The sequence below is a fragment of the Vagococcus fluvialis genome, assembly GCF_048815235.1.
Lineage (GTDB): Bacteria > Bacillota > Bacilli > Lactobacillales > Vagococcaceae > Vagococcus.
Window position 1 is genome coordinate 15374 of the sequence record NZ_JBMEAO010000003.1, and the last position, 18902, is coordinate 34275.

General features: G+C 33.4%; 22 protein-coding genes. 21 read left to right on the forward strand and 1 reads right to left on the reverse strand.

What is annotated here, in order from left to right; translation table 11 throughout:
- The first annotated feature begins 49 nt into the window (after nt 1-49).
- The 16 genes from ACODH8_RS02515 to ACODH8_RS02590 all read left to right on the forward strand — a co-directional run bounded on the left by ACODH8_RS02515 (nt 50) and on the right by ACODH8_RS02590 (nt 13483).
- Nucleotides 50-955 (forward strand): YitT family protein, encoded by a 906-nt coding sequence (locus tag ACODH8_RS02515; RefSeq protein ID WP_332465800.1) that lies wholly within the window; start codon nt 50-52, stop codon nt 953-955.
- Nucleotides 956-1180: 225 nt separating this feature from the next.
- Nucleotides 1181-1621, forward strand: a complete 441-nt coding sequence (locus ACODH8_RS02520; protein ID WP_332465799.1) for a MarR family winged helix-turn-helix transcriptional regulator — start codon at nt 1181-1183, stop codon at nt 1619-1621.
- A 20-nt stretch (nt 1622-1641) separates the two neighbouring features.
- Nucleotides 1642-2619 carry a beta-ketoacyl-ACP synthase III gene (locus tag ACODH8_RS02525; RefSeq protein ID WP_332465798.1) on the forward strand — a complete coding sequence of 326 codons (978 nt, stop codon included), beginning with the start codon at nt 1642-1644 and terminating at the stop codon, nt 2617-2619.
- A 27-nt stretch (nt 2620-2646) separates the two neighbouring features.
- Nucleotides 2647-2892 (forward strand): acyl carrier protein, encoded by a 246-nt coding sequence (locus tag ACODH8_RS02530; protein WP_086342660.1) that lies wholly within the window; start codon nt 2647-2649, stop codon nt 2890-2892.
- Between the two features lie 84 nt (nt 2893-2976).
- Nucleotides 2977-3942 carry an enoyl-[acyl-carrier-protein] reductase FabK gene (gene fabK / locus ACODH8_RS02535; protein ID WP_332465797.1) on the forward strand — a complete coding sequence of 322 codons (966 nt, stop codon included), beginning with the start codon at nt 2977-2979 and terminating at the stop codon, nt 3940-3942.
- A gap of 12 nt (nt 3943-3954) precedes the next feature.
- Nucleotides 3955-4890: an ACP S-malonyltransferase gene (gene fabD, locus ACODH8_RS02540; protein WP_332465796.1), complete on the forward strand. Its 936-nt coding sequence runs from the start codon at nt 3955-3957 to the stop codon at nt 4888-4890.
- Nucleotides 4891-4902: 12 nt separating this feature from the next.
- Complete coding sequence (gene fabG, locus ACODH8_RS02545) at nt 4903-5637, forward strand: 3-oxoacyl-[acyl-carrier-protein] reductase (RefSeq protein ID WP_332465795.1); 735 nt, start codon at nt 4903-4905, stop codon at nt 5635-5637.
- Between the two features lie 11 nt (nt 5638-5648).
- On the forward strand, nt 5649-6887 hold the full coding sequence (gene fabF, locus ACODH8_RS02550; protein WP_332465794.1) for a beta-ketoacyl-ACP synthase II: 1239 nt from the start codon (nt 5649-5651) through the stop codon (nt 6885-6887).
- Nucleotides 6888-6889: 2 nt separating this feature from the next.
- Nucleotides 6890-7366 carry an acetyl-CoA carboxylase biotin carboxyl carrier protein gene (gene accB, locus ACODH8_RS02555; RefSeq protein WP_332465793.1) on the forward strand — a complete coding sequence of 159 codons (477 nt, stop codon included), beginning with the start codon at nt 6890-6892 and terminating at the stop codon, nt 7364-7366.
- A gap of 10 nt (nt 7367-7376) precedes the next feature.
- Entirely contained in the window at nt 7377-7808 is a 432-nt protein-coding gene (gene fabZ, locus ACODH8_RS02560; RefSeq protein ID WP_086342666.1) for a 3-hydroxyacyl-ACP dehydratase FabZ, read from the forward strand.
- Between the two features lie 3 nt (nt 7809-7811).
- Nucleotides 7812-9170 carry an acetyl-CoA carboxylase biotin carboxylase subunit gene (locus ACODH8_RS02565; protein ID WP_332465792.1) on the forward strand — a complete coding sequence of 453 codons (1359 nt, stop codon included), beginning with the start codon at nt 7812-7814 and terminating at the stop codon, nt 9168-9170.
- Nucleotides 9171-9189: 19 nt separating this feature from the next.
- On the forward strand, nt 9190-10053 hold the full coding sequence (gene accD / locus ACODH8_RS02570; RefSeq protein ID WP_332465791.1) for an acetyl-CoA carboxylase, carboxyltransferase subunit beta: 864 nt from the start codon (nt 9190-9192) through the stop codon (nt 10051-10053).
- Between the two features lie 5 nt (nt 10054-10058).
- Nucleotides 10059-10850, forward strand: coding sequence for an acetyl-CoA carboxylase carboxyltransferase subunit alpha (locus ACODH8_RS02575; protein WP_332465790.1), 792 nt, complete (start codon nt 10059-10061; stop codon nt 10848-10850).
- A gap of 95 nt (nt 10851-10945) precedes the next feature.
- On the forward strand, nt 10946-12256 hold the full coding sequence (lysA, locus tag ACODH8_RS02580; RefSeq protein ID WP_332465789.1) for a diaminopimelate decarboxylase: 1311 nt from the start codon (nt 10946-10948) through the stop codon (nt 12254-12256).
- A 69-nt stretch (nt 12257-12325) separates the two neighbouring features.
- Entirely contained in the window at nt 12326-12658 is a 333-nt protein-coding gene (locus ACODH8_RS02585; protein WP_332465788.1) for a metal-sulfur cluster assembly factor, read from the forward strand.
- A 267-nt stretch (nt 12659-12925) separates the two neighbouring features.
- Nucleotides 12926-13483, forward strand: coding sequence for a recombinase family protein (locus ACODH8_RS02590; protein WP_332465787.1), 558 nt, complete (start codon nt 12926-12928; stop codon nt 13481-13483).
- A gap of 208 nt (nt 13484-13691) precedes the next feature.
- On the opposite strand, the gene ACODH8_RS02595 is transcribed toward ACODH8_RS02590, so the two are convergent.
- Nucleotides 13692-14228 carry a hypothetical protein gene (locus tag ACODH8_RS02595; protein ID WP_332465786.1) on the reverse strand — a complete coding sequence of 179 codons (537 nt, stop codon included), beginning with the start codon at nt 14226-14228 and terminating at the stop codon, nt 13692-13694.
- A gap of 157 nt (nt 14229-14385) precedes the next feature.
- Between ACODH8_RS02595 and ACODH8_RS02600 the strand changes: the two genes are divergently transcribed.
- The 5 genes from ACODH8_RS02600 (at nt 14386) to ACODH8_RS02620 (ending at nt 18839) form a co-directional block, all read left to right on the forward strand.
- A complete protein-coding gene (locus ACODH8_RS02600; RefSeq protein WP_332465785.1) occupies nt 14386-15099 on the forward strand; it encodes a hypothetical protein in 714 nt (237 codons plus the stop codon).
- A gap of 145 nt (nt 15100-15244) precedes the next feature.
- Nucleotides 15245-15730: a hypothetical protein gene (locus ACODH8_RS02605; RefSeq protein WP_332465784.1), complete on the forward strand. Its 486-nt coding sequence runs from the start codon at nt 15245-15247 to the stop codon at nt 15728-15730.
- Nucleotides 15731-15785: 55 nt separating this feature from the next.
- Nucleotides 15786-16787, forward strand: a complete 1002-nt coding sequence (locus ACODH8_RS02610; protein ID WP_332465783.1) for a WxL protein peptidoglycan domain-containing protein — start codon at nt 15786-15788, stop codon at nt 16785-16787.
- 45 nt (nt 16788-16832) lie between these two features.
- Complete coding sequence (locus tag ACODH8_RS02615) at nt 16833-17276, forward strand: hypothetical protein (RefSeq protein ID WP_420503711.1); 444 nt, start codon at nt 16833-16835, stop codon at nt 17274-17276.
- 66 nt (nt 17277-17342) lie between these two features.
- Nucleotides 17343-18839: a helix-turn-helix domain-containing protein gene (locus ACODH8_RS02620; RefSeq protein WP_332465781.1), complete on the forward strand. Its 1497-nt coding sequence runs from the start codon at nt 17343-17345 to the stop codon at nt 18837-18839.
- The last annotated feature ends 63 nt before the right edge of the window (nt 18840-18902 follow it).

The following is an 18902-nucleotide window of genomic DNA, read 5'->3' on the forward strand; positions in this document are numbered from 1 at the left end:
TGTTAGTTAATTGGTACATTATTCTAGAATGATAAAGGGGGAAAAATAGGTGGGTCAATTATCAAAAGCGTATCAACAAAATGAGTTAATTAAAAAGAGTATAATTGTTATATTTGCAGGGTTAGTAATTGCTGTTGCGTTGAATTTATTTTTAATTCCGGCAAACGTCTTTTCAGCAGGAGTTAATGGAATGGCCCAGTTACTTTCCGGGGTATTATTGCAGTCGTTTGATATTACATTAGATACAGGGATATTAATCTTTTTAATGAATATTCCAATTGCTATTTTAGGTTGGATTAAGTTAGGTAAGTCTGCAACTATTTTTAGTTTATTAACAGTTTTATCTGTCACAATTATGACGTTAATTATCCCAGTTGGTCAGGTAACCGATAATCCATTAATGAATGGTATAGTAGGTGGTGTTTTAACAGGTGTTGCTGTAGGGATTACAATGAAATATGGATTTAGTACTGGCGGAATGGATATCGTTTCTCTTGTATTGTCTAAAACAACAGGGCGAACAGTTGGCTCATTAATGTTAGTGATTAATTTATTTATCATTGGTACAGCAGGATTTGTTTTTAATTGGGAATCAGCACTTTATACGATTATTTCTATTTTTTGTACTACACAAGTAGTAGATAAAATTCATACAAGCCATCAAAAAGTAACTGCTTTTATTATTACCTCTAAACAAGAAGAAGTGATTCATTCTATTCAAACTGAAATTTTAAGAGGAATGACACTTTTACCTGGTACAGGAGTTTACTCAAGAAAAGAAACATCTGTCATTATGATAGTTGTCACAAAATATGAATTATATGCGTTAGAACAAGCTGTTTATTTAGCAGATCAAAATGCTTTTATTAATATTATGCCAACGCAAACCGTTTTAGGAGCGTTTTGGAATGAAGATCAACAAAAACAAATGAAACAAATGATAAAAGAGATTTAAACTCTCTTATCATTTGTTTTTTTATTGCCTTAAACGACTGATTTAATAAGGTTTTGTAAAATCAATTGAAATTTTTTGAAAAAAAAGGTTGCAATTTTTTTATTAAGCACATATACTTTGATTATCAAATCATTTGATTATCAAACTATCTCGAAAATAGTTGCTTTTATCTTTTTTTACCCATATACTTTGATTATCAAACTAATAGTGAAAGAGGCATTAGAAATGGACGATAGCATGAATCTAGTCAATGCCCAACTAGTAAGAGTCTTTAATGACATTTTGACAATTGAAGAGACAGAGCTTAAAAAAAGTAGTTTCTCTGATCTATCAATCAAAGAAATGCATACCATAGAGGCCATCGGTATGGGTAGAAATAAAACAACAGGTGAGGTAGCAAAAGAATTATCAGTAACTGTAGGGACACTTACGGTTGCAGTAAACAATTTGGTAAAAAAAGGATATGTTGATAGAGTTCGAAGTGATACCGACAGAAGAATTGTTAGATTAAAACTAACTAACCGAGGTCGTTTATTCTTTAGAGCCCATCAGCACTTCCATAAAAAAATGGTTGAGGCAGCTTTAGAAGATATGGCAATTGAAGAAAAAGAAGCCTTAGTAAAAGGTCTTCAAAGTCTTCATAATTTTCTGAAAAAGTATTATTAGTATAAGGAGATGTAAGTAGTATGCAGTTGTATCCTCAAGTTACGAAAGTGGCAAAATATTTGCCTGATCATAGAGTAACCAATGACGATTTAGCAAAAGTAATGGATACGAGTGATGAATGGATAGCATCTAGAACTGGTATTAGAGAACGTCGGATTTCGATTAAAGAAACCACAAGTGATTTAGCTACAGGCGTGGCTAAGCAGTTAATTCAAGATTTAGATGTCTTAAGCATTGATTTTATCATCGTAGCAACTATGACTGCTGATTATGGGACACCATCAACTGCTTGTCTAGTCCAAAGCAATATTAGAGCAACTAATGCTTTTTGCTTGGATATTAATGCTGCTTGCTCAGGATTTGTCTATGCTCTTTCCACCGCTGAAAAATTTCTTTCAAGTGGAACATATAAAAGAGGCTTAGTCATTGGTGCAGAAACAATGTCGACGATGTTGAACTGGGAAGACAGAAGTACAGCGGTTCTATTTGGGGACGGTGCAGCAGGAATATTACTAGAAAATGTTTCGACAGAAAAACGATTCGTTGATGAGTGGATTCAAGCTGACGGTAAACGTTCTATGGCACTTTTTGGTAAAGAAAATGTTGATGGCAATCCATTTAAAAAGCCTGACAATCGTCAGACGACAGGTATGCAAATGGATGGAAAAAAAATATTTGATTTTGCTTTAAGAGATGTGTCGAAAAATATGATCGGTATTCTTGATAGAAACCCAGAATTCAAAGATTCTTTAGACTATGTTTTAGCCCATCAAGCCAATGTCCGAATTTTAGAAGCTATTTCTAAAAAAACAAAAATACCTATGGCTAAATTTTTACACAATGTGGCTCGCTATGGTAACACATCAGCAGCTTCAGTACCTCTTTTGTTAGCTGAAAAAGTCGAAGATGGTACATTAACCCTTGGAAGTAATCAAAAGATTATTTTAACTGGCTACGGAGCGGGTTTAACTTGGGGAAGTCAATTAATTAAATTATAAAATTATTTTATTGGAGGAATTATTATTATGTCAACTTTTGCAAAAATTCAAGAAATCATCGTGGATCAATTAGGTAAAGAAGAAGAAGAAGTACAATTAACAACAAACTTCCGTGAAGAGTTAGAAGCAGATAGCTTAGACTTATTCCAAATCATGAACGACATCGAAGATGCATTTGAAGATTCAGATGTTAAAATCGAAACTGACGAAGGTTTAAACACTGTTGAAGACCTAGTGAAGTTCGTTGACAAACAAATAGAAGAAAACAAATAATTAGAATAACAAATGAAAATAGCTATGAAGTCACCTGACTTTATTAGCTATTTTTTTAAAGGGACTTATTGAGAGGGTGGCAAAGTGAGCAAATCAAGAATTTGTGACATGTTAGATATCGAATATCCGATATTTCAAGGAGCTATGGCATGGGTAGCAGAAGAAAAACTAGCTAGTGCTGTTTCAAATGCAGGTGGACTAGGATTAATTGCTTCAGGTCATGCACCTAAAGAAATTATTAAAGAGAAAATTGATATCGCTAGACAATTAACAGATAAAACTTTTGGAGTGAACATTATGTTGATGTCTCCATTTGTTGAGGATATTGTTGATTTAGTTATCGAAGAAAAAGTAAAAGTCATTACAACTGGTGCAGGTTCTCCAGGTAAGTATATGAAACGTTTTAAAGAAGCTGGTATTATTGTCATTCCTGTTGTTGCTTCAGTTGCTGTTGCTCGCCGTATGGAAAAAGAAGGCGCAGACGCAGTTGTTGTTGAGGGCATGGAAGGTGGCGGTCACGTTGGTAAATCAACAACTATGACCTTAGTACCACAAGTCGTTGATGCTATCAATATTCCGGTAATTGCAGCTGGTGGTATTGGAGACGGACGCGGAGTTGCTGCTGCATTAATGTTAGGAGCAGAAGCGGTTCAATTAGGAACGAGATTCTTAGTTTCCACAGATTCGATTGCTCATGATAACTTTAAAGGTAAAGTTGTTAAGGCAAAAGACATTGATACAGTCTTAACTGGTCAGTTAACAGGTCATCCTGTACGTGGATTAAGAAACAGCTTAACAAAAGAATACTTAAAAGTAGAACGCTTTGAAGGTGGCCAAGAAAATCCTGATTTTGAACGCTTAGAAAAATTAGGACAAGGGGCATTAAAACGTGCTGTTATTGATGGGGACGTAAAAAATAGCTCTCTTATGGCGGGTCAGATTGCAGGACTCATAAAAACAGACACACAAAGTTGTGATGAAATCATTCAAGAGTTAATGAGTGAAACAACAGAGGTGTTGAGAGAACGCACTAATAAGTGGGGAATATAAGGAGAACATGAGATGAATGTAGCTTTTGTCTTTAGTGGTCAGGGAGCTCAATACTTAGGTATGGGTCGTGAATTTTACACTAATAGTTTGATATTCAAACAATTTATTGACCAAGCTTCTAAGGTATTAGAACTTGATATTCCTCAATTAATGTTTGAAGAAGAAGAAAAATTAAATCAGACTGAGTACACACAGCCAGTTATTTTGGCAATGAGTGTGGCTATTTCAGAAATGGTTAAAGACTCTCTGGGAATTAAACCAGTAATGAGTGCAGGTCTTAGTTTAGGTGAGTATACAGCTTTAGTAGAAAGTGGTTCTCTTGATTTTGAAACAGCCTTAAAGCTTGTTAGAAAAAGAGGGAAACTAATGCAGGAAGCAGTACCACAAGGTGTGGGTGCGATGACTGCTGTTATGGGGATGGACCGAGAGACGATTCAATCTATTTGTGAAGAAGCAAGTAGTGTCGCTGGTGTTTATCCGGCCAATTACAATATGCCTGGACAAATTGTGATTGGTGGATACAAAGAAGGTGTTGCTAAGGCAGAAGAGTTATTAGCTGAAGCAGGAGCGAAACGATTAATTCCATTACAGGTAAGTGGGCCTTTCCATACACCTCTATTAAAAGAAGCTTCTGAGAATTTAGAGGCAGTTTTAAAGGAAATAACGTTTAAAGAGATGACTATCCCTGTTGTGACAAACGTAACAGGTAAAGTTATTCCATCTGAAGAACAGATTATTTCAACTCTAACGAAACAAGTCATGTCACCAGTTTATTTTGAGGACTGTGTGAAAGAGATGATCAATGAAGGTGTGGACACTTTTATTGAAATCGGACCAGGTAAAACATTAACTAGCTTTATTAAAAAAATTGATAAAACAGTAAAAACTCAAAATTGTGAAGATCAAAAAACATTTGAGAAATTAGAAAAATTAATTTCTAATCAATAGGAGGTAAACGACTTGTTAAAAGAAAAAACAGTTGTCATTACAGGAAGTTCTCGTGGGATTGGACGCGGATTAGCTATTCAATTTGCTAAAGAAGGCGCTAATATCGTTTTAAATGCACGTAAAGAAATTGCTCCTGAATTAATAGAAGAAATTGAATCATATGGCGTGAAAACCCATGTTGTTTTAGGGGATATCCAGTATATGGATGATGCTAAAAAGTTAATTACTGAAGCGAAAGAAACATTTGGTTCAATCGACGTGTTAATTAATAACGCTGGTATTACTCGCGATATGTTATTAATGCGTATGAAAGAAGAAGAGTTTGATTCAGTTATCAATGTCAACTTAAAAGGAACTTTTAATACGACTCAACAAGTTTCAAGTATCATGTTAAAACAAAAATCAGGTACGATTATTAACTTATCAAGTGTTGTTGGTTTAACAGGAAACGCTGGACAAGCAAATTATGCAGCTAGTAAAGCTGGTGTCATTGGTCTAACAAAATCAGTTGCAAGAGAACTAGCATCTAGAGGAATCACATGTAACGCTATTGCTCCAGGTTTTATTGAAACTGATATGACTGATGTATTAAGTGACAAAGTCAAAGAAGCAACAATTGCTTCGATTCCATTAAAAAAATTAGGTCAAGTAGAAGATATTGCAAAAGCTGCAGTATTCTTGGCGACTAACAAGTATATTACAGGCCAAGTCATCAATGTTGATGGTGGAATGGTTATGAACGGCTAGGAGGAAATCTCATGAGAAGAGTAGTTGTAACAGGTATTGGAGCCGTAACTCCATTAGGTAATACAGCTGAGGAATTTATGAAAAATGTTTTAGCTGGAAAAAACGGTATTGCACCGATTAAAAGGTTTGATGCATCAGAAACAGGAATTACTGTAGCTGCTGAAGTGAAGGACTTTGATCCAACACTATATATGGAGAAAAAAGAAGCAAAACGTATGGACATGTTTTCTGTTTACGGAATTGCTGCTGCTACACAAGCTATGGAAGATAGTGGATTAGATATTGAAAAAATTAATCCAGACCGTTTAGGCGTTATTGTCAGCTCAGGTATTGGTGGAATGGAAACAATCCAAAACCAAGTTATCCGTATGCATGACAAAGGACCAAAACGTGTAGCGCCTTTCTTCGTACCTATGGCTATTGGAAACATGGCTGCTGGAAACATTTCGATTAAAGTTGGAGCCAAAGGTATTTGTACATCTGTCGTTACAGCATGTGCTTCTGCAACAAACGCGATTGGTGAAGCCTTCCGTAACATTAAACATGGTTACCAAGATGCGATTTTAGCAGGTGGAGCTGAAGCTACAGTTTGTGAGATTGGTATCTCAGGATTTGCAGCTTTAACAGCTTTAACACCAGCAACTGACCCAAATCGTGCGTCGATTCCTTTTGATAAAGACCGCAGTGGTTTTGTTATGGGAGAAGGTAGTGGTGTTTTAGTTTTAGAAGAATTAGAACATGCTTTAGCTCGTGGAGCAAAAATTTACGGTGAAGTTGTTGGATATGGTTCAAACAGTGACTCATACCACATTACAAGCCCAAATCCAGATGGTTCAGGAGCTGGTAAATGTATGCTACTTGCTATGGAAGAAGCTGGAATTACTGCAAGTGACGTGAGCTACATCAATGCCCATGGAACAAGTACACCAGCAAATGACAGCGGAGAAACGACTGCTATTAAATATGCTTTAGGTGAAGAAGCTAAAAACGTGCCTGTTTCAAGTACGAAAAGTATGGTTGGACATTTATTAGGAGCAGCTGGAGCAGTAGAAGCTTTAGCATGTTTAGCAGCTTTAGAAGCTGACTTTGTTCCACCAACAATTGGCCTTGAAACACCAGAGGAAGCTTGTGACTTAGATTACGTTCCTCAAACAGGACGTGCTCATCAAGTTGAATACACGCTATCAAACTCTTTAGGATTTGGCGGACATAATGCCGTTATTTGTATGAAGAAATGGCGAGGTGAGTAAACTTGAACTTTGCAGAAATCAAAGAATTACTAGAATTATTTGAAGCAGGTTCAATTCGTGAATTAGATTTGAATCAAGGTGATTTATCCTTGTATTTAAATAAAAACGAAGAGAGTCGTCCGATGGTTCAAGAAAATTCAGCTCCTGTTGTAGCAGCTACTCCAGTAAATGAAGTAGCAGTACCAACAACAGTTGAATCAACACCTGTAGCAAGTGCTCCTGAAACATCTGTTGTAGAAGCAGAAGGAAAAGCTGTAACTGCTCCGATTGTTGGAGTCATTTACACATCTAGCGAACCATCAGCACCTGCTTTTGTTAAGGTAGGAGATAAGGTAGCTGTAGGAGATACACTATGTATCGTAGAAGCAATGAAAATTATGAATGAAATTAAAAGCGATGTAGCAGGAACTGTTACTGAAATACTAATAAAGAATGAAGATGTTGTTGAATTTGGCCAAGCCTTATTCCGCATTGCCTAGGAGGATAATTATGCAATTAAACGTACAAGAAATCATGGAAATCATCCCAAACCGTTACCCAATTATGATGGTTGATAAAGTAACTGAATTAGAACCAGGAAAATACGTTAAAGCGATTAAAAACGTGACTTACAATGAAAGCTTTTTCCCTGGACATTTCCCAGGAGAGCCTGTTATGCCAGGCGTTTTAATTTTAGAAGCTTTAGCTCAAACAGGTTCAATTCCTTTACTTAAGAGTGAAGAATTCCAAGGCCAAACAGGATACTTAGGTGGAATCGATAAAGTTAAATTCCGTCAAAAAGTTGTTCCAGGAGACGTGTTAGTGATGGAAATGGAAATCATCAAACAAAAAGGAAACATTGGTGTAGGTAAAGCAACAGCGTCTGTTGAAGGTAAAAAAGTTTGTACAGCTTTAATGACTTTCATTATTGGAGCGAAATAGACCATGTTTAATAAAGTTTTAATAGCCAACCGAGGAGAAATTGCCGTTAGAATTATTAGAGGCTGTCGTGAGTTAGGTATTAAAACAGTAGCTATTTTTTCAGAAGCTGACCGAGATGCCCTGCATGTAGAGATGGCTGATGAAGCTATCTGTATTGGGCCAGCTAAAGCGACTGATTCATATCTAAACATGCACAGTGTTTTAAGTGCAGCCATTGTTACTGGAGCAGAAGCGATTCACCCAGGATTTGGTTTCTTAGCAGAAAACAGCATGTTTGCTGAAATGTGTGAAGAGTGCCAAATTAAGTTTATCGGGCCAATGCCTGATACGATTGATTCTATGGGGAATAAAATTAATGCTCGTAAACTAATGATAGAAGCAAAAGTTCCTGTTATTCCAGGAAGTGAAGGAGAAATCTCTACTTTACAAGAAGCTAAAGCGATTGCTGAAGAAGTAGGTTATCCGATTATGTTGAAAGCTGCTGCAGGTGGTGGCGGTAAAGGAATCAGAAAAGTTTTACAAGAATCAGAATTAGAGAAACAATTTCAATCAGCTCAACAAGAAGCTCTTGCAGCTTTTGGTAATGGGCAAATGTATATTGAAAAAGTTATCTATCCAGCAAGACATATTGAAGTACAAATATTAGGGGATCATTACGGTCATATTATCCATCTAGGAGAAAGAGATTGTTCGCTGCAACGAAGCAATCAAAAAGTCTTAGAAGAAGCACCCGCTTTTGGGTTATCTGAAACACTAAGAGAACAAATGGGACAAGCAGCTCTAAAAGCAGCTCAGGCTGTTAGTTATGAAAATGCAGGGACTATTGAATTCTTAGTAGATTTAGATAATAATTTCTATTTTATGGAAATGAACACTAGAATCCAAGTGGAACATCCAGTAACAGAAATGGTTACTGGAGTAGATATTGTTAAGTGGCAATTAAAGATCGCTTCTGGTGAAGCATTAACAATTAAACAAAGTGATATTACATTAACAGGACATGCTATTGAATGTCGTATTAATGCTGAAAATCCAGCGTTTAATTTTGCGCCATCACCTGGAACAGTTAATAATTTGTTGTTACCAAGTGGTGGTATCGGCTTACGCGTTGATAGCGCAATGTATAATGGTTACACGATTCCACCTTTCTATGATTCAATGATTGCTAAAGTCATCGTTCACGGAGAAAACAGGATGGAAGCTTTAGCTAAAATGCAAAGAGCGTTATCAGAACTGGTGACAGATGGATTAGTAACGAATCAAGATTTCCAATTGGATTTAATTACACATCAACAAATCATAGATGGTAAATACGATACAAGCTTTTTACAAGAAACGTTTTTACCTGAATGGACTAAATAAATAGATAAGGAGGAGAGATATGGGGCTATTTAAAAAAAGAGAATATATTCGTATCACTCCGTCCCAATCGGAGAAAAAAGAAAGCAAACAAGCCAAACCTTTCGTCCCTGATGGGGCCTGGGAGAAATGTCCAAGTTGTCATAAACCACTTCATAAAAAAGAACTGGGTGCTGAAAGAACGTGTCATCATTGTGGCTATGGTTTTAGAATTGGTTCAGGTCAGAGATTAAGTTTAATCGTTGATGAAGGAACTTTTGAAGCTTGGGACACAGATATCGCCTTTCGTAACCCAATTAACTTTCCTGATTATGAAGAAAAGGTTCAAAAAGTTAAAGATAAGCTCAATATGGATGAAGGTGTTGTAACAGGTTGTGGCCTAATTAATGGTCAAAAAACAGTTATTGGCATTATGGATAGTCGTTTTATTATGGGGAGTATGAGTAGTATTGTTGGGGAAAAAATTACACGTGCTTTTGAAAAAGCTACTGAGCTAGGATTACCAGTTGTTATGTTTACTGCTTCTGGTGGGGCTAGAATGCAAGAAGGGATTCTTTCATTAATGCAGATGGCAAAAATTTCAGGAGCAGTCAAAAGGCATAGTGAAGCCGGACTCTTTTATTTAACAGTTCTAACAGATCCAACGACTGGTGGCGTTACAGCTAGTTTTGCTATGCAAGGAGATATTATCATTACTGAACCTCAAACCTTAATTGGTTTTGCGGGAAGACGTGTGATTGAGCAGACCATTCGTCAAAAACTGCCAGATGATTTCCAAAAAGCTGAATTTTTATTAGAAAAAGGATTTATTGATAAAATCGTTCCGCGAAATGAACTAAAAAGTACAATAAGTGTCTTCTTAGAGATGCATCAGAAAAGAGGTTAAAAATCATGGTTAAAACAAAATCTGCTAATGACATAGTGAAATTAGCTCGTCAGGCTGATCGATTAACATCATTAGAATTCATAGACATGATTTTTGATTCTTTTGTTGAACTTCATGGAGATAGATACTACGGAGACGATGGGGCTATTGTTGGAGGCATTGCCTATCTTGATTCGATGCCAGTAACTGTTATTGGTATTCAAAAAGGACGAACTTTAGAAGAAAACATTGCAACTAACTTTGGTTCACCAAGTCCTGAAGGTTATCGTAAGTCTTTACGTTTGATGAAACAAGCTGAGAAATTTAATCGTCCAATTATTAATTTTATCAATACACCAGGAGCGTTCTGCGGCATTGAAGCAGAAGAGCGAGGCGAAGGTGAAGCGATTGCTAATAATTTATATGAGATGAGTCAATTAAGTGTACCAATCATTTCAATCTTTACTGGTGAAGGCAGTAGTGGTGGCGCGATAGCTTTAGCTGTTGCAAATGAGGTTTGGATGTTAGAACATAGTATCTACTCAATTCTCTCGCCAGAAGGATTTGCTTCAATTCTTTGGAAAGATAGTTCAAGAGCTGAAGAAGCTGCTGAAATCATGAAGTTAACTTCTTATGATTTAAAAGAATTAGATGTGACTGAAAAGATCATCCCTGAAACAAAAGAGGAGGAACTGATTAGTCCTGAAGAATTAGCTGCAACCATTAAAGCAGAATTGATTGAAAAACTAAGTGAACTAACTACTTGGTCAGCTGAAAAACTTATCGAACAACGTTATGAAAGATTTAGAAAATTTTAAAAGTCAAAAAAGAGTAAAAAGTTACTCTTTTTTTGGCTTTTTTTAAGCTTTTATAGGTATAATAGCAATACGTAAAAAAGGGAAAGAGTGATGAGATGAAGCCATTGTTATTTGGAACAAGTAGAATCAATCAAAAAGGAATCTTAGAGATAGGTCAATGTAGTACGGAAGAATTAGTTAACAATTATGGGACGCCATTATTTGTTTACGATACAAACTTAATTAAAGAGCAAGCACGTGGATTTAAGAAAACATTTGAAGAACTTGGTATGAAGCATCGAGTGATTTATGCAAGTAAAGCTTTTACCTGTAAAGCAATCTACCAACTGTTGCAAAAAGAAGGTTTAGGATTTGATGTCGTGTCCGATGGTGAATTATATACAGCATTATCAGCTGGTGTAGAGCCAAGCATGATAGAATTTCACGGTAATAATAAATCTTACTCAGAATTAAAATCAGCTGTTGATAATCGTGTTGGAATGATTATTTTAGATAATTTTCATGAATTAGAGTTACTTACTAAAATTGTAGAAGAAACAAAAGAGCTACAAAAAGTGATGTTACGTGTAACGCCAGGAGTAGATGCTCATACTCATGATTATATATTAACAGGACAAGAAGATTCTAAATTTGGATTTGATGTTAAAAGTGGTCAAGCTGATCAAGCTTACGAGTTAGTTGCAAAATGTGAATATCTAGAATTATCAGGTATTCACTGTCATATTGGCTCTCAAATTTTCGATACAGCAGGATTTTCATTTGCTACAGAAAAAATGTTGGCCATTTTAATGGATTGGAAAGAAAAATATGGTTACGAAGCTGCAATTCTTAATCTAGGTGGTGGCTTTGGTGTTACATATACATCAGAAGATCAGCCGTTACCGGCTAAAGAATATGTTAAACAAATGGTTGAAAAGGTAAAATCTGAATGTCAAAAATTAGCCTATCCTTTACCTGAAATTTGGATTGAACCAGGCCGTTCTTTAGTGGCAGAAGCTGGAACAAGCATATATACAGTTGGTTCTAGAAAAGAAGTTGAAGGTGTAAGAACCTTTGTAGCAGTTGATGGAGGAATGGGAGATAATATCAGACCTGCTTTATATGGCGCGAAATATTCTGCTTTTCTAGCTAATAAAGCATTAGAAGAAAATAAAGAAACTGTTACTTTAGTAGGGAAATACTGTGAAAGTGGCGATAAATTAATTGAAGACTTGCCACTAGCTGAATCTCAACCAGGAGATATCGTTGCTATGACCTCAACAGGCGCATACGGCTATTCAATGGCAAGTAACTACAATAGAAATCAAAAACCAGCAGTTGTCTTTGTTGAAGATGGAAACTCTCAACTAGTTATTAAAAGGGAAACCATAGAAGATGTGACAAGATTTGATTTAGATTTGAAATAGGCTAGTAGAGATTTACAAATGATTTCTCATCGGTTATGATGAAGACAACGTGAGAAGGAGTGTGGCTCAATGAGTGAAAGATGGTCAGAAGAAGAATTAGAAGATATTAAAGAAGACATTGTCGCTTCTTTAGAATCAGTTATTGATCCTGAGTTAGGCATTGATATTGTCAACCTAGGACTTATATATGAAGTGAATTTAGATGATGATGGTTACTGTGAAGTTAAAATGACTTTAACAACAATGGGATGCCCATTAGCAGACGTTATCACAGAACAAATCCACCAAGCGGTAAGTGAAGTGGATGAAGTTAAAAAAGTAGAAGTTAAGTTAGTATGGTACCCTGCGTGGACGACTGATAGAATGTCGAGATATGCGAGAATTTCGTTGGGGATTAAGTAAGATATAAAAAGACTCCCTTATCAATTTATTAATTGATAAGGGAGTCTTTTTATGCAAAAATCATATCATTTATTAAAAAGAATGTTTTTTTAATGCTAGATAGTCATCAAGAAGAAAGTATCTTAGTGATTTATGAAATCCGTTGTTTAGATTATTCACCTATCATTATTATAAAAATGCTATTTATTACCAATTTTAAATAATAAAAAATATGTCCTAATGATAAAATAAATTTACGAGAGCTAATATTATTTTTGGGGGACTGAAATGAAAAAGATTGGATATATTGATAGTTTTGGTAATAGTATTTTTGAGAAAAAGCAATTAGATATTTATCATGGGATGGGGATAGAAGAAATTTACTTTAATAGAGACATTCTACCAATGTCTGTTGAAAAAATAGAACCATTAATTGATACTTTAATAAAGTCAATGAGTTTAGGAGATACTTTGGTAGTGTATGAGCTAAGGTCTATTAATAAATCTATTGTTGAATTATCAGATTTTTTTCAAAGAGTAAAACATAAAGGGATACAATTAATTATTATCGATAAAGGTGATATCTTTAATGAAATAAAGGATGAAATTTTTATGGATATGGTTTTAGAACTTTCAAGAACTCAAAAAGTGATAGCAAGAGAAAGAACAAAACGTGGCTTAGATATTGCAAGACAGAGAGGAAATATTGGAGGACGTCCTAAGATATCTGAAGATACGATAGATAGAATAAACTATTTGTTTTATAATAAGAAAATGACTTTAAGGGAAATAGCGGAAGAGTGCTGTGTGTCTCTAGGTACTGTTTATAAATATGTAAATGATTAATTAAGTGATCCAAGTGTTGTAACTGTTTTTTTAGCAGCAAAATAGAAATAAAAGTATATTTAAAATAAAAACAAGGCTCCATAAAAAGTCTTAAAATAGAAGAAATCTCATGAAATTAATTTATTAAAACATTGATTTCATGAGATTTCTAATTGGTTAGTTGAATGCTTTCTACTCAAAAAGTTATATTGGGGTCAGTCTCGTTTCTCTAACTTATACTTTTAAAAGTGTCTAGATGAATCATATGAAGCTGCTCTGTAATGCTAATATGGTTGTTGAAGGAAAACTGAGCAATTAAGTAAGGTAAAGAATCTGCCAAATAAAATTCTTCATTCTTAGGGTCAATTGCTACTTCATAGCTTTCGTAGTAATCAGAAAGGTTATCAATGTTTTTTAAATATTGTTCCACTTCTATTGCATCATTGATAAGAGACATAAAGCTATCTTTTAGATGTTCTACAATGCTGTAATCTATGGTTCCGTCTTTCAAAAATTGATTATCATAGAAGTAAGTATCAGCTTGCTCACTACTATCTAAAATCAACTTACCATCTACACAATATTTATAATTCCAACAAACCATATCATATAAACAATCCTCGTTTGACAGTTTTGAGTTATCTAACCAGATAGTAAAATCAAGTGAAGTTCTTGTTAATTTAGTTTCTTTTTCCGTTTCAAGTATTTCTTTTAAGTTATTCAATTTTAGTGTTAACATATCAAATTCTTTTGCATTTAAGCACATAATAAATCCTCCAAAAATATATTCTTGTTCAATTTATTTTACAGTGGAAGAAAACATTTGATTATTTATTTTTCGTCATTTTTAAACTAAATGGAATAAAAGAAAAGTATAAAATCATCGTAAGATAAATAAACTAATATTAGGCTAGGAGCGTTATATGAAGAAGATATATTTTTCCCTACTACTAAGTTTGCTATCGTTGGCTGTTTTTAAAACTGAGGGGTTAGCATCTGAAAAAGATTTTGAAGTTAGTTTCAATAACATTATTTTCGATTTTGAAGATTTAGATTTTACAACTACTAATTTATACAGTCATTCTATAGTGACAGTTTCAAATTTATCAAAAGATAAACAATTGTTCCATATATCAGCAGTAGTATATGGTGATGGTGTAACACTAGATTATGTAGAACAGGACCTGACTTTAAATTCTGGTGAAACAAAAGATTGTGTGTTTCCTATAACATTGGATGCTCAAGTTTATAACTATCTAGAACCTAGTAATTATGGAGTGCAATACAGCATTGACAATAAATTGATTGAAGATTCTTCAGATATAGTTGTTGAAAAGGAAGAAGAGATTGAAATGCCAGAAATTACTTCTGAAGAGGAGGAAAGTGATACTGGCGATTCAGCAATTTTAGAAAGTGATTCTAATGAAACAGAGGTTACAGAGGAAACGCAAGATTCAGAAGAAATAATTGAAAAAACAGAAACATCAGAATCATCTGATGAAGATAACTTCGAGGAATTAGAAGAAAGCATATCTGAAGAGAACGAGGAACAGCTTGTTGAAGATAATTCGTTTATCTATTCATTCTCCCTCTATAGTCTTCCAATTATATTAAAAAAGAAAAATAAACTATCTTAGATGGTTTATTTTTTTTATTAAGTCATTATTTTTATTTGTATGATATTTTACGAACAAAAATAATCATACCCCCGGGGTGTGCTATATTATACGTGTATAAGGTGTTTAGACATTTTATAAATTATTTAAAAGGGGAAATATATACATGAAGAAAACAGCTTTAGTAACAACAATGGTTTTAGGAGCAACACTTTTAGGAACAGGAATTACAGTAAACGCAGCACCAGTAACTGGAGTTGAATCACCTGTTTTACCTTTAGAAGTAAAAGCTAGCACAGCAGTATTTGCTTTTGATAAAACAGAATTATCAGGTGCTATTGATTTTGCAACAATTAATGATGAATTTACAAATAATGAAACATTAACAGGTTCTGTTGCTATTGACGCAACATTAAAAAATAAAGACTTTGGTGAAAAACAAGTGGATATTACTGCTACTGCTAAAGGTACAGGTTTATCAATGGAAGAATCAAAATTCTCAGTTATTGCACCACAAGCAACTAAAAAAACAGAGCAACAATCATTTGATTTTAATTTAGATGCTACTAAATTTGATAGCGAAAAAGCTAATACGTACAACGTAACAATTACAGCTTCAGAAAAAACTGAAGAAGAAACACCAGAAGCTTAATTAGATGCAAAATAGAATAAACGAATACACTCTTTTAAGGGTGTATTTGTCATTTATGATAATAGCATCTTTATTTCTATTAGGGAGTATTGTTAGGGCAGAAGAAACTGCGGGAGTTTCATTGCTTGAGGTCACTCTAGAAGCTAATGAGTATTCAACTTCTGATAAGGATATTCGATTTAAACCAGAAGTAGGAAAAGAATATAACTTTATATCTAAAATTTCAAATACTGGAAGTGAAACAATTGAAGTAAAAGTTTTTCCATCAATAGCTATTTCCAATAATGGTTCAATAGACTATGTTGAAGAAACTCCAAATAACCTAAATGAAACATACAACTTACAAAACTATGTAAAGATTTATTTAGGAAAAGAAGAAATCACTGGTAAAACCATAGATATTAATGCTAACGAAAGTACGCAGGTAAGAATATCTATAAAAATACCTACTGAAATACAAGGGGAAGTATTAGGTGGTATCAATTTTGCACAAGTATTAGACACTCAAAAAAATGAGAACTCAGTTGATGTGATTCAGGTTTATCAGAAGGTTGTTAATGTTAGGTTAAAGATGACAGAGTTTGGTGAGAAAAAAGCTAACACGTATGATGAATTTAGCTTTTCAGCTACTAAAGATATGACGAATTTAGATTATTACTTAGTAAATAATAATCCGTTTTTACATTATGCAGACAAAGGTAGTTACAAGTTATATAACCCAAAAGAAGAAATTATATCAGAAGGTGAATTTTCTACTAACGAAGTAGTTCTTACATCATTATCAAAAACAAGATTAAGTGTACCTTTAAAAGACGGTACTGAGATTATCGATGGAAACTATAAATTTGTAACGATTGTAGATAATGTGGAACAGACATATGAGTTTAACTATACAAAAAAGAACCTGGAAGAATTTGCTGAAAAGAATAAAGACAAGAATAATGTAGTCGTTAATGTGGAAGGGAAATCTTCTTCATTTACTAAAATGTTTTTAGCTTTTATTATCATTGCTAATGTATTAGGTCTATTAATTTATTTTGTAAAAAGAAAGGAATAGGTCGAACCTATTCCTTTTTTTAATTTAATAAGGGAGATAAAAGACATGTTATTAAGAGAAAATTATTTTTATCAACATATTCATAAATTAGTAAAGGTTAGAGTAGATTCAAATAAATGGAACCATTATTTTCATAAAACATTGATTGTTCCTGAACGAACAACAGAAGCAGAACTAAAAAATATTTTAGAACGATCTTTAGGACCAATTAAAATAGCATCCATATTAGAAGAAAAAGTATTATGCTTAGTTAATCCAAAAGAAAAAGTAGTAAGAAATACTGGAAGTATTATTGATAATGTGTGGCAGGATGGTATTGAGTTTAATGTCGCTGTTTACTATTCGAGAAAAAAGACTGCCTATTTTTCAGTAGTTGGAGATTGGAAAACTACTGAATCTGAGATAAAAAAATTGATGTCATTCTTATGTTTAGATGCTTATGAGTTTCATGTTGATGAAATTGGTGATTGCTGGGTTAAAAGAGAGTAGTTATTGTAAAAATATCAGTAAAACTTGTTATAATAACAATATACTATCGAAAAGGAAGAAACCCTGATGCAAAATAAATGGGAAAAATTTTTATTATCAAAAAAACAAGTCCTTAAGCTAGAAATATTTTCAATGTTTGTTAAAGAAAATCATATTACTTTATTGATGGTGGAAGAAAAGTTTAATATCACAAAAAGAGTAGCCAAAAGTTTACTTCAGGAATTAAAAGAAGAAATTAATGATGTAGAAGGTAATGAATCCTTTCAACTAATTCATAGAGACCATAATTACTACATTGGTCCAACATTTGATAGTATTATCTATACGAATACCTATTACACGATTAGAACTAACTATTATAAAAATTCATCTTCATTCTTAGTTATGATGTATATGTTAGAAAATAGAAAAAGTTCTATAGCAGAACTATCTAATGAGTTAGTATATAGTCAATCTTATTCTTACAAACTAGTTGATTCATTAAATGAGTTTTTGGAACAAATGGAAGTCAATGTAATCATTCAAAAAAATGATAACAGTATAGAATTGGTTGGCATAGAAACTGAAATCCGTTTGATGCATTATTACTGCTGTATATATGGATACAGTACTTTTGAATGGCCGTTTCAGTCGTACTCTCAGAGTAAAATAGAAGTTCTTCAAAATTTTACAAATTACATGAAAGATAGAAATTTTTCTAATAATAATAAAAATAAGCGTTCAATGATAGATTCTATTTATATGATGGCCATTGAGAAAGGTAAGAAAACAGAGAGATTTGATGATTCTTCAGTAGAAATATTCTCACTTCTTAAAGATGGAATACAATTAAAGTCACTTGTTAACTATATGAAAAACAATACATCTTTAGATGAAGAAGAAATAGAAAATGAATTATGTAACCTACTCTTTCTAGTAAATCATATACTGCCTGAGTATTTAACGATGGAAGAAAAAATGTTTTTTGGAGCTGAATTTTCTAAATTAAAAGGAAATAAAATTGTAGAGTTGGCATTAGCTTCATTAGATATATTAACTGATTTTAATTATGTATATTTAGAGAATAGATATTACTTTATTTATGAATTAGTGGTGAGAGCTATTATATTTAAGTATTTTCCAATGTGGAAATTTAGTTTGGAATTTTCCATGAGACAGTTTCCATTAGAATTACAAAGAAAATCATTTAATCAGTTATCAGAACTTTATCAAGGTTATTTAGAAGGGGATTCACTTAATTATTATGCTCGTAGAATAGTTGAAATATCATCCCCCTTTGTGTTATTCAAAAATGGAAGTGCTATAAAAGTATATATTGAATTTACTTATAAACCTCATTTTAAACTCATACTTGAGTCCACTATTTTATTTTCATATAAAGAAAATGCGATTCAAATTGTACATGATATCAATGATGCGGATGTGGTAATATCAGATAGTTATCCCAATGTTGATGATGTCGAATATTTCTATTTTTCTGATATTTATGCAAAACAAAATTGGGAAGAGTTAAATAGTTTCCTACAAAATAAAATGCTACAACGAGGTTTTAAGCCTATATAATGTTTAAAAATTTCAGAGTTATCTTGAGAAAATATTTATAACCTCAATGTAAAAAGCGAATCA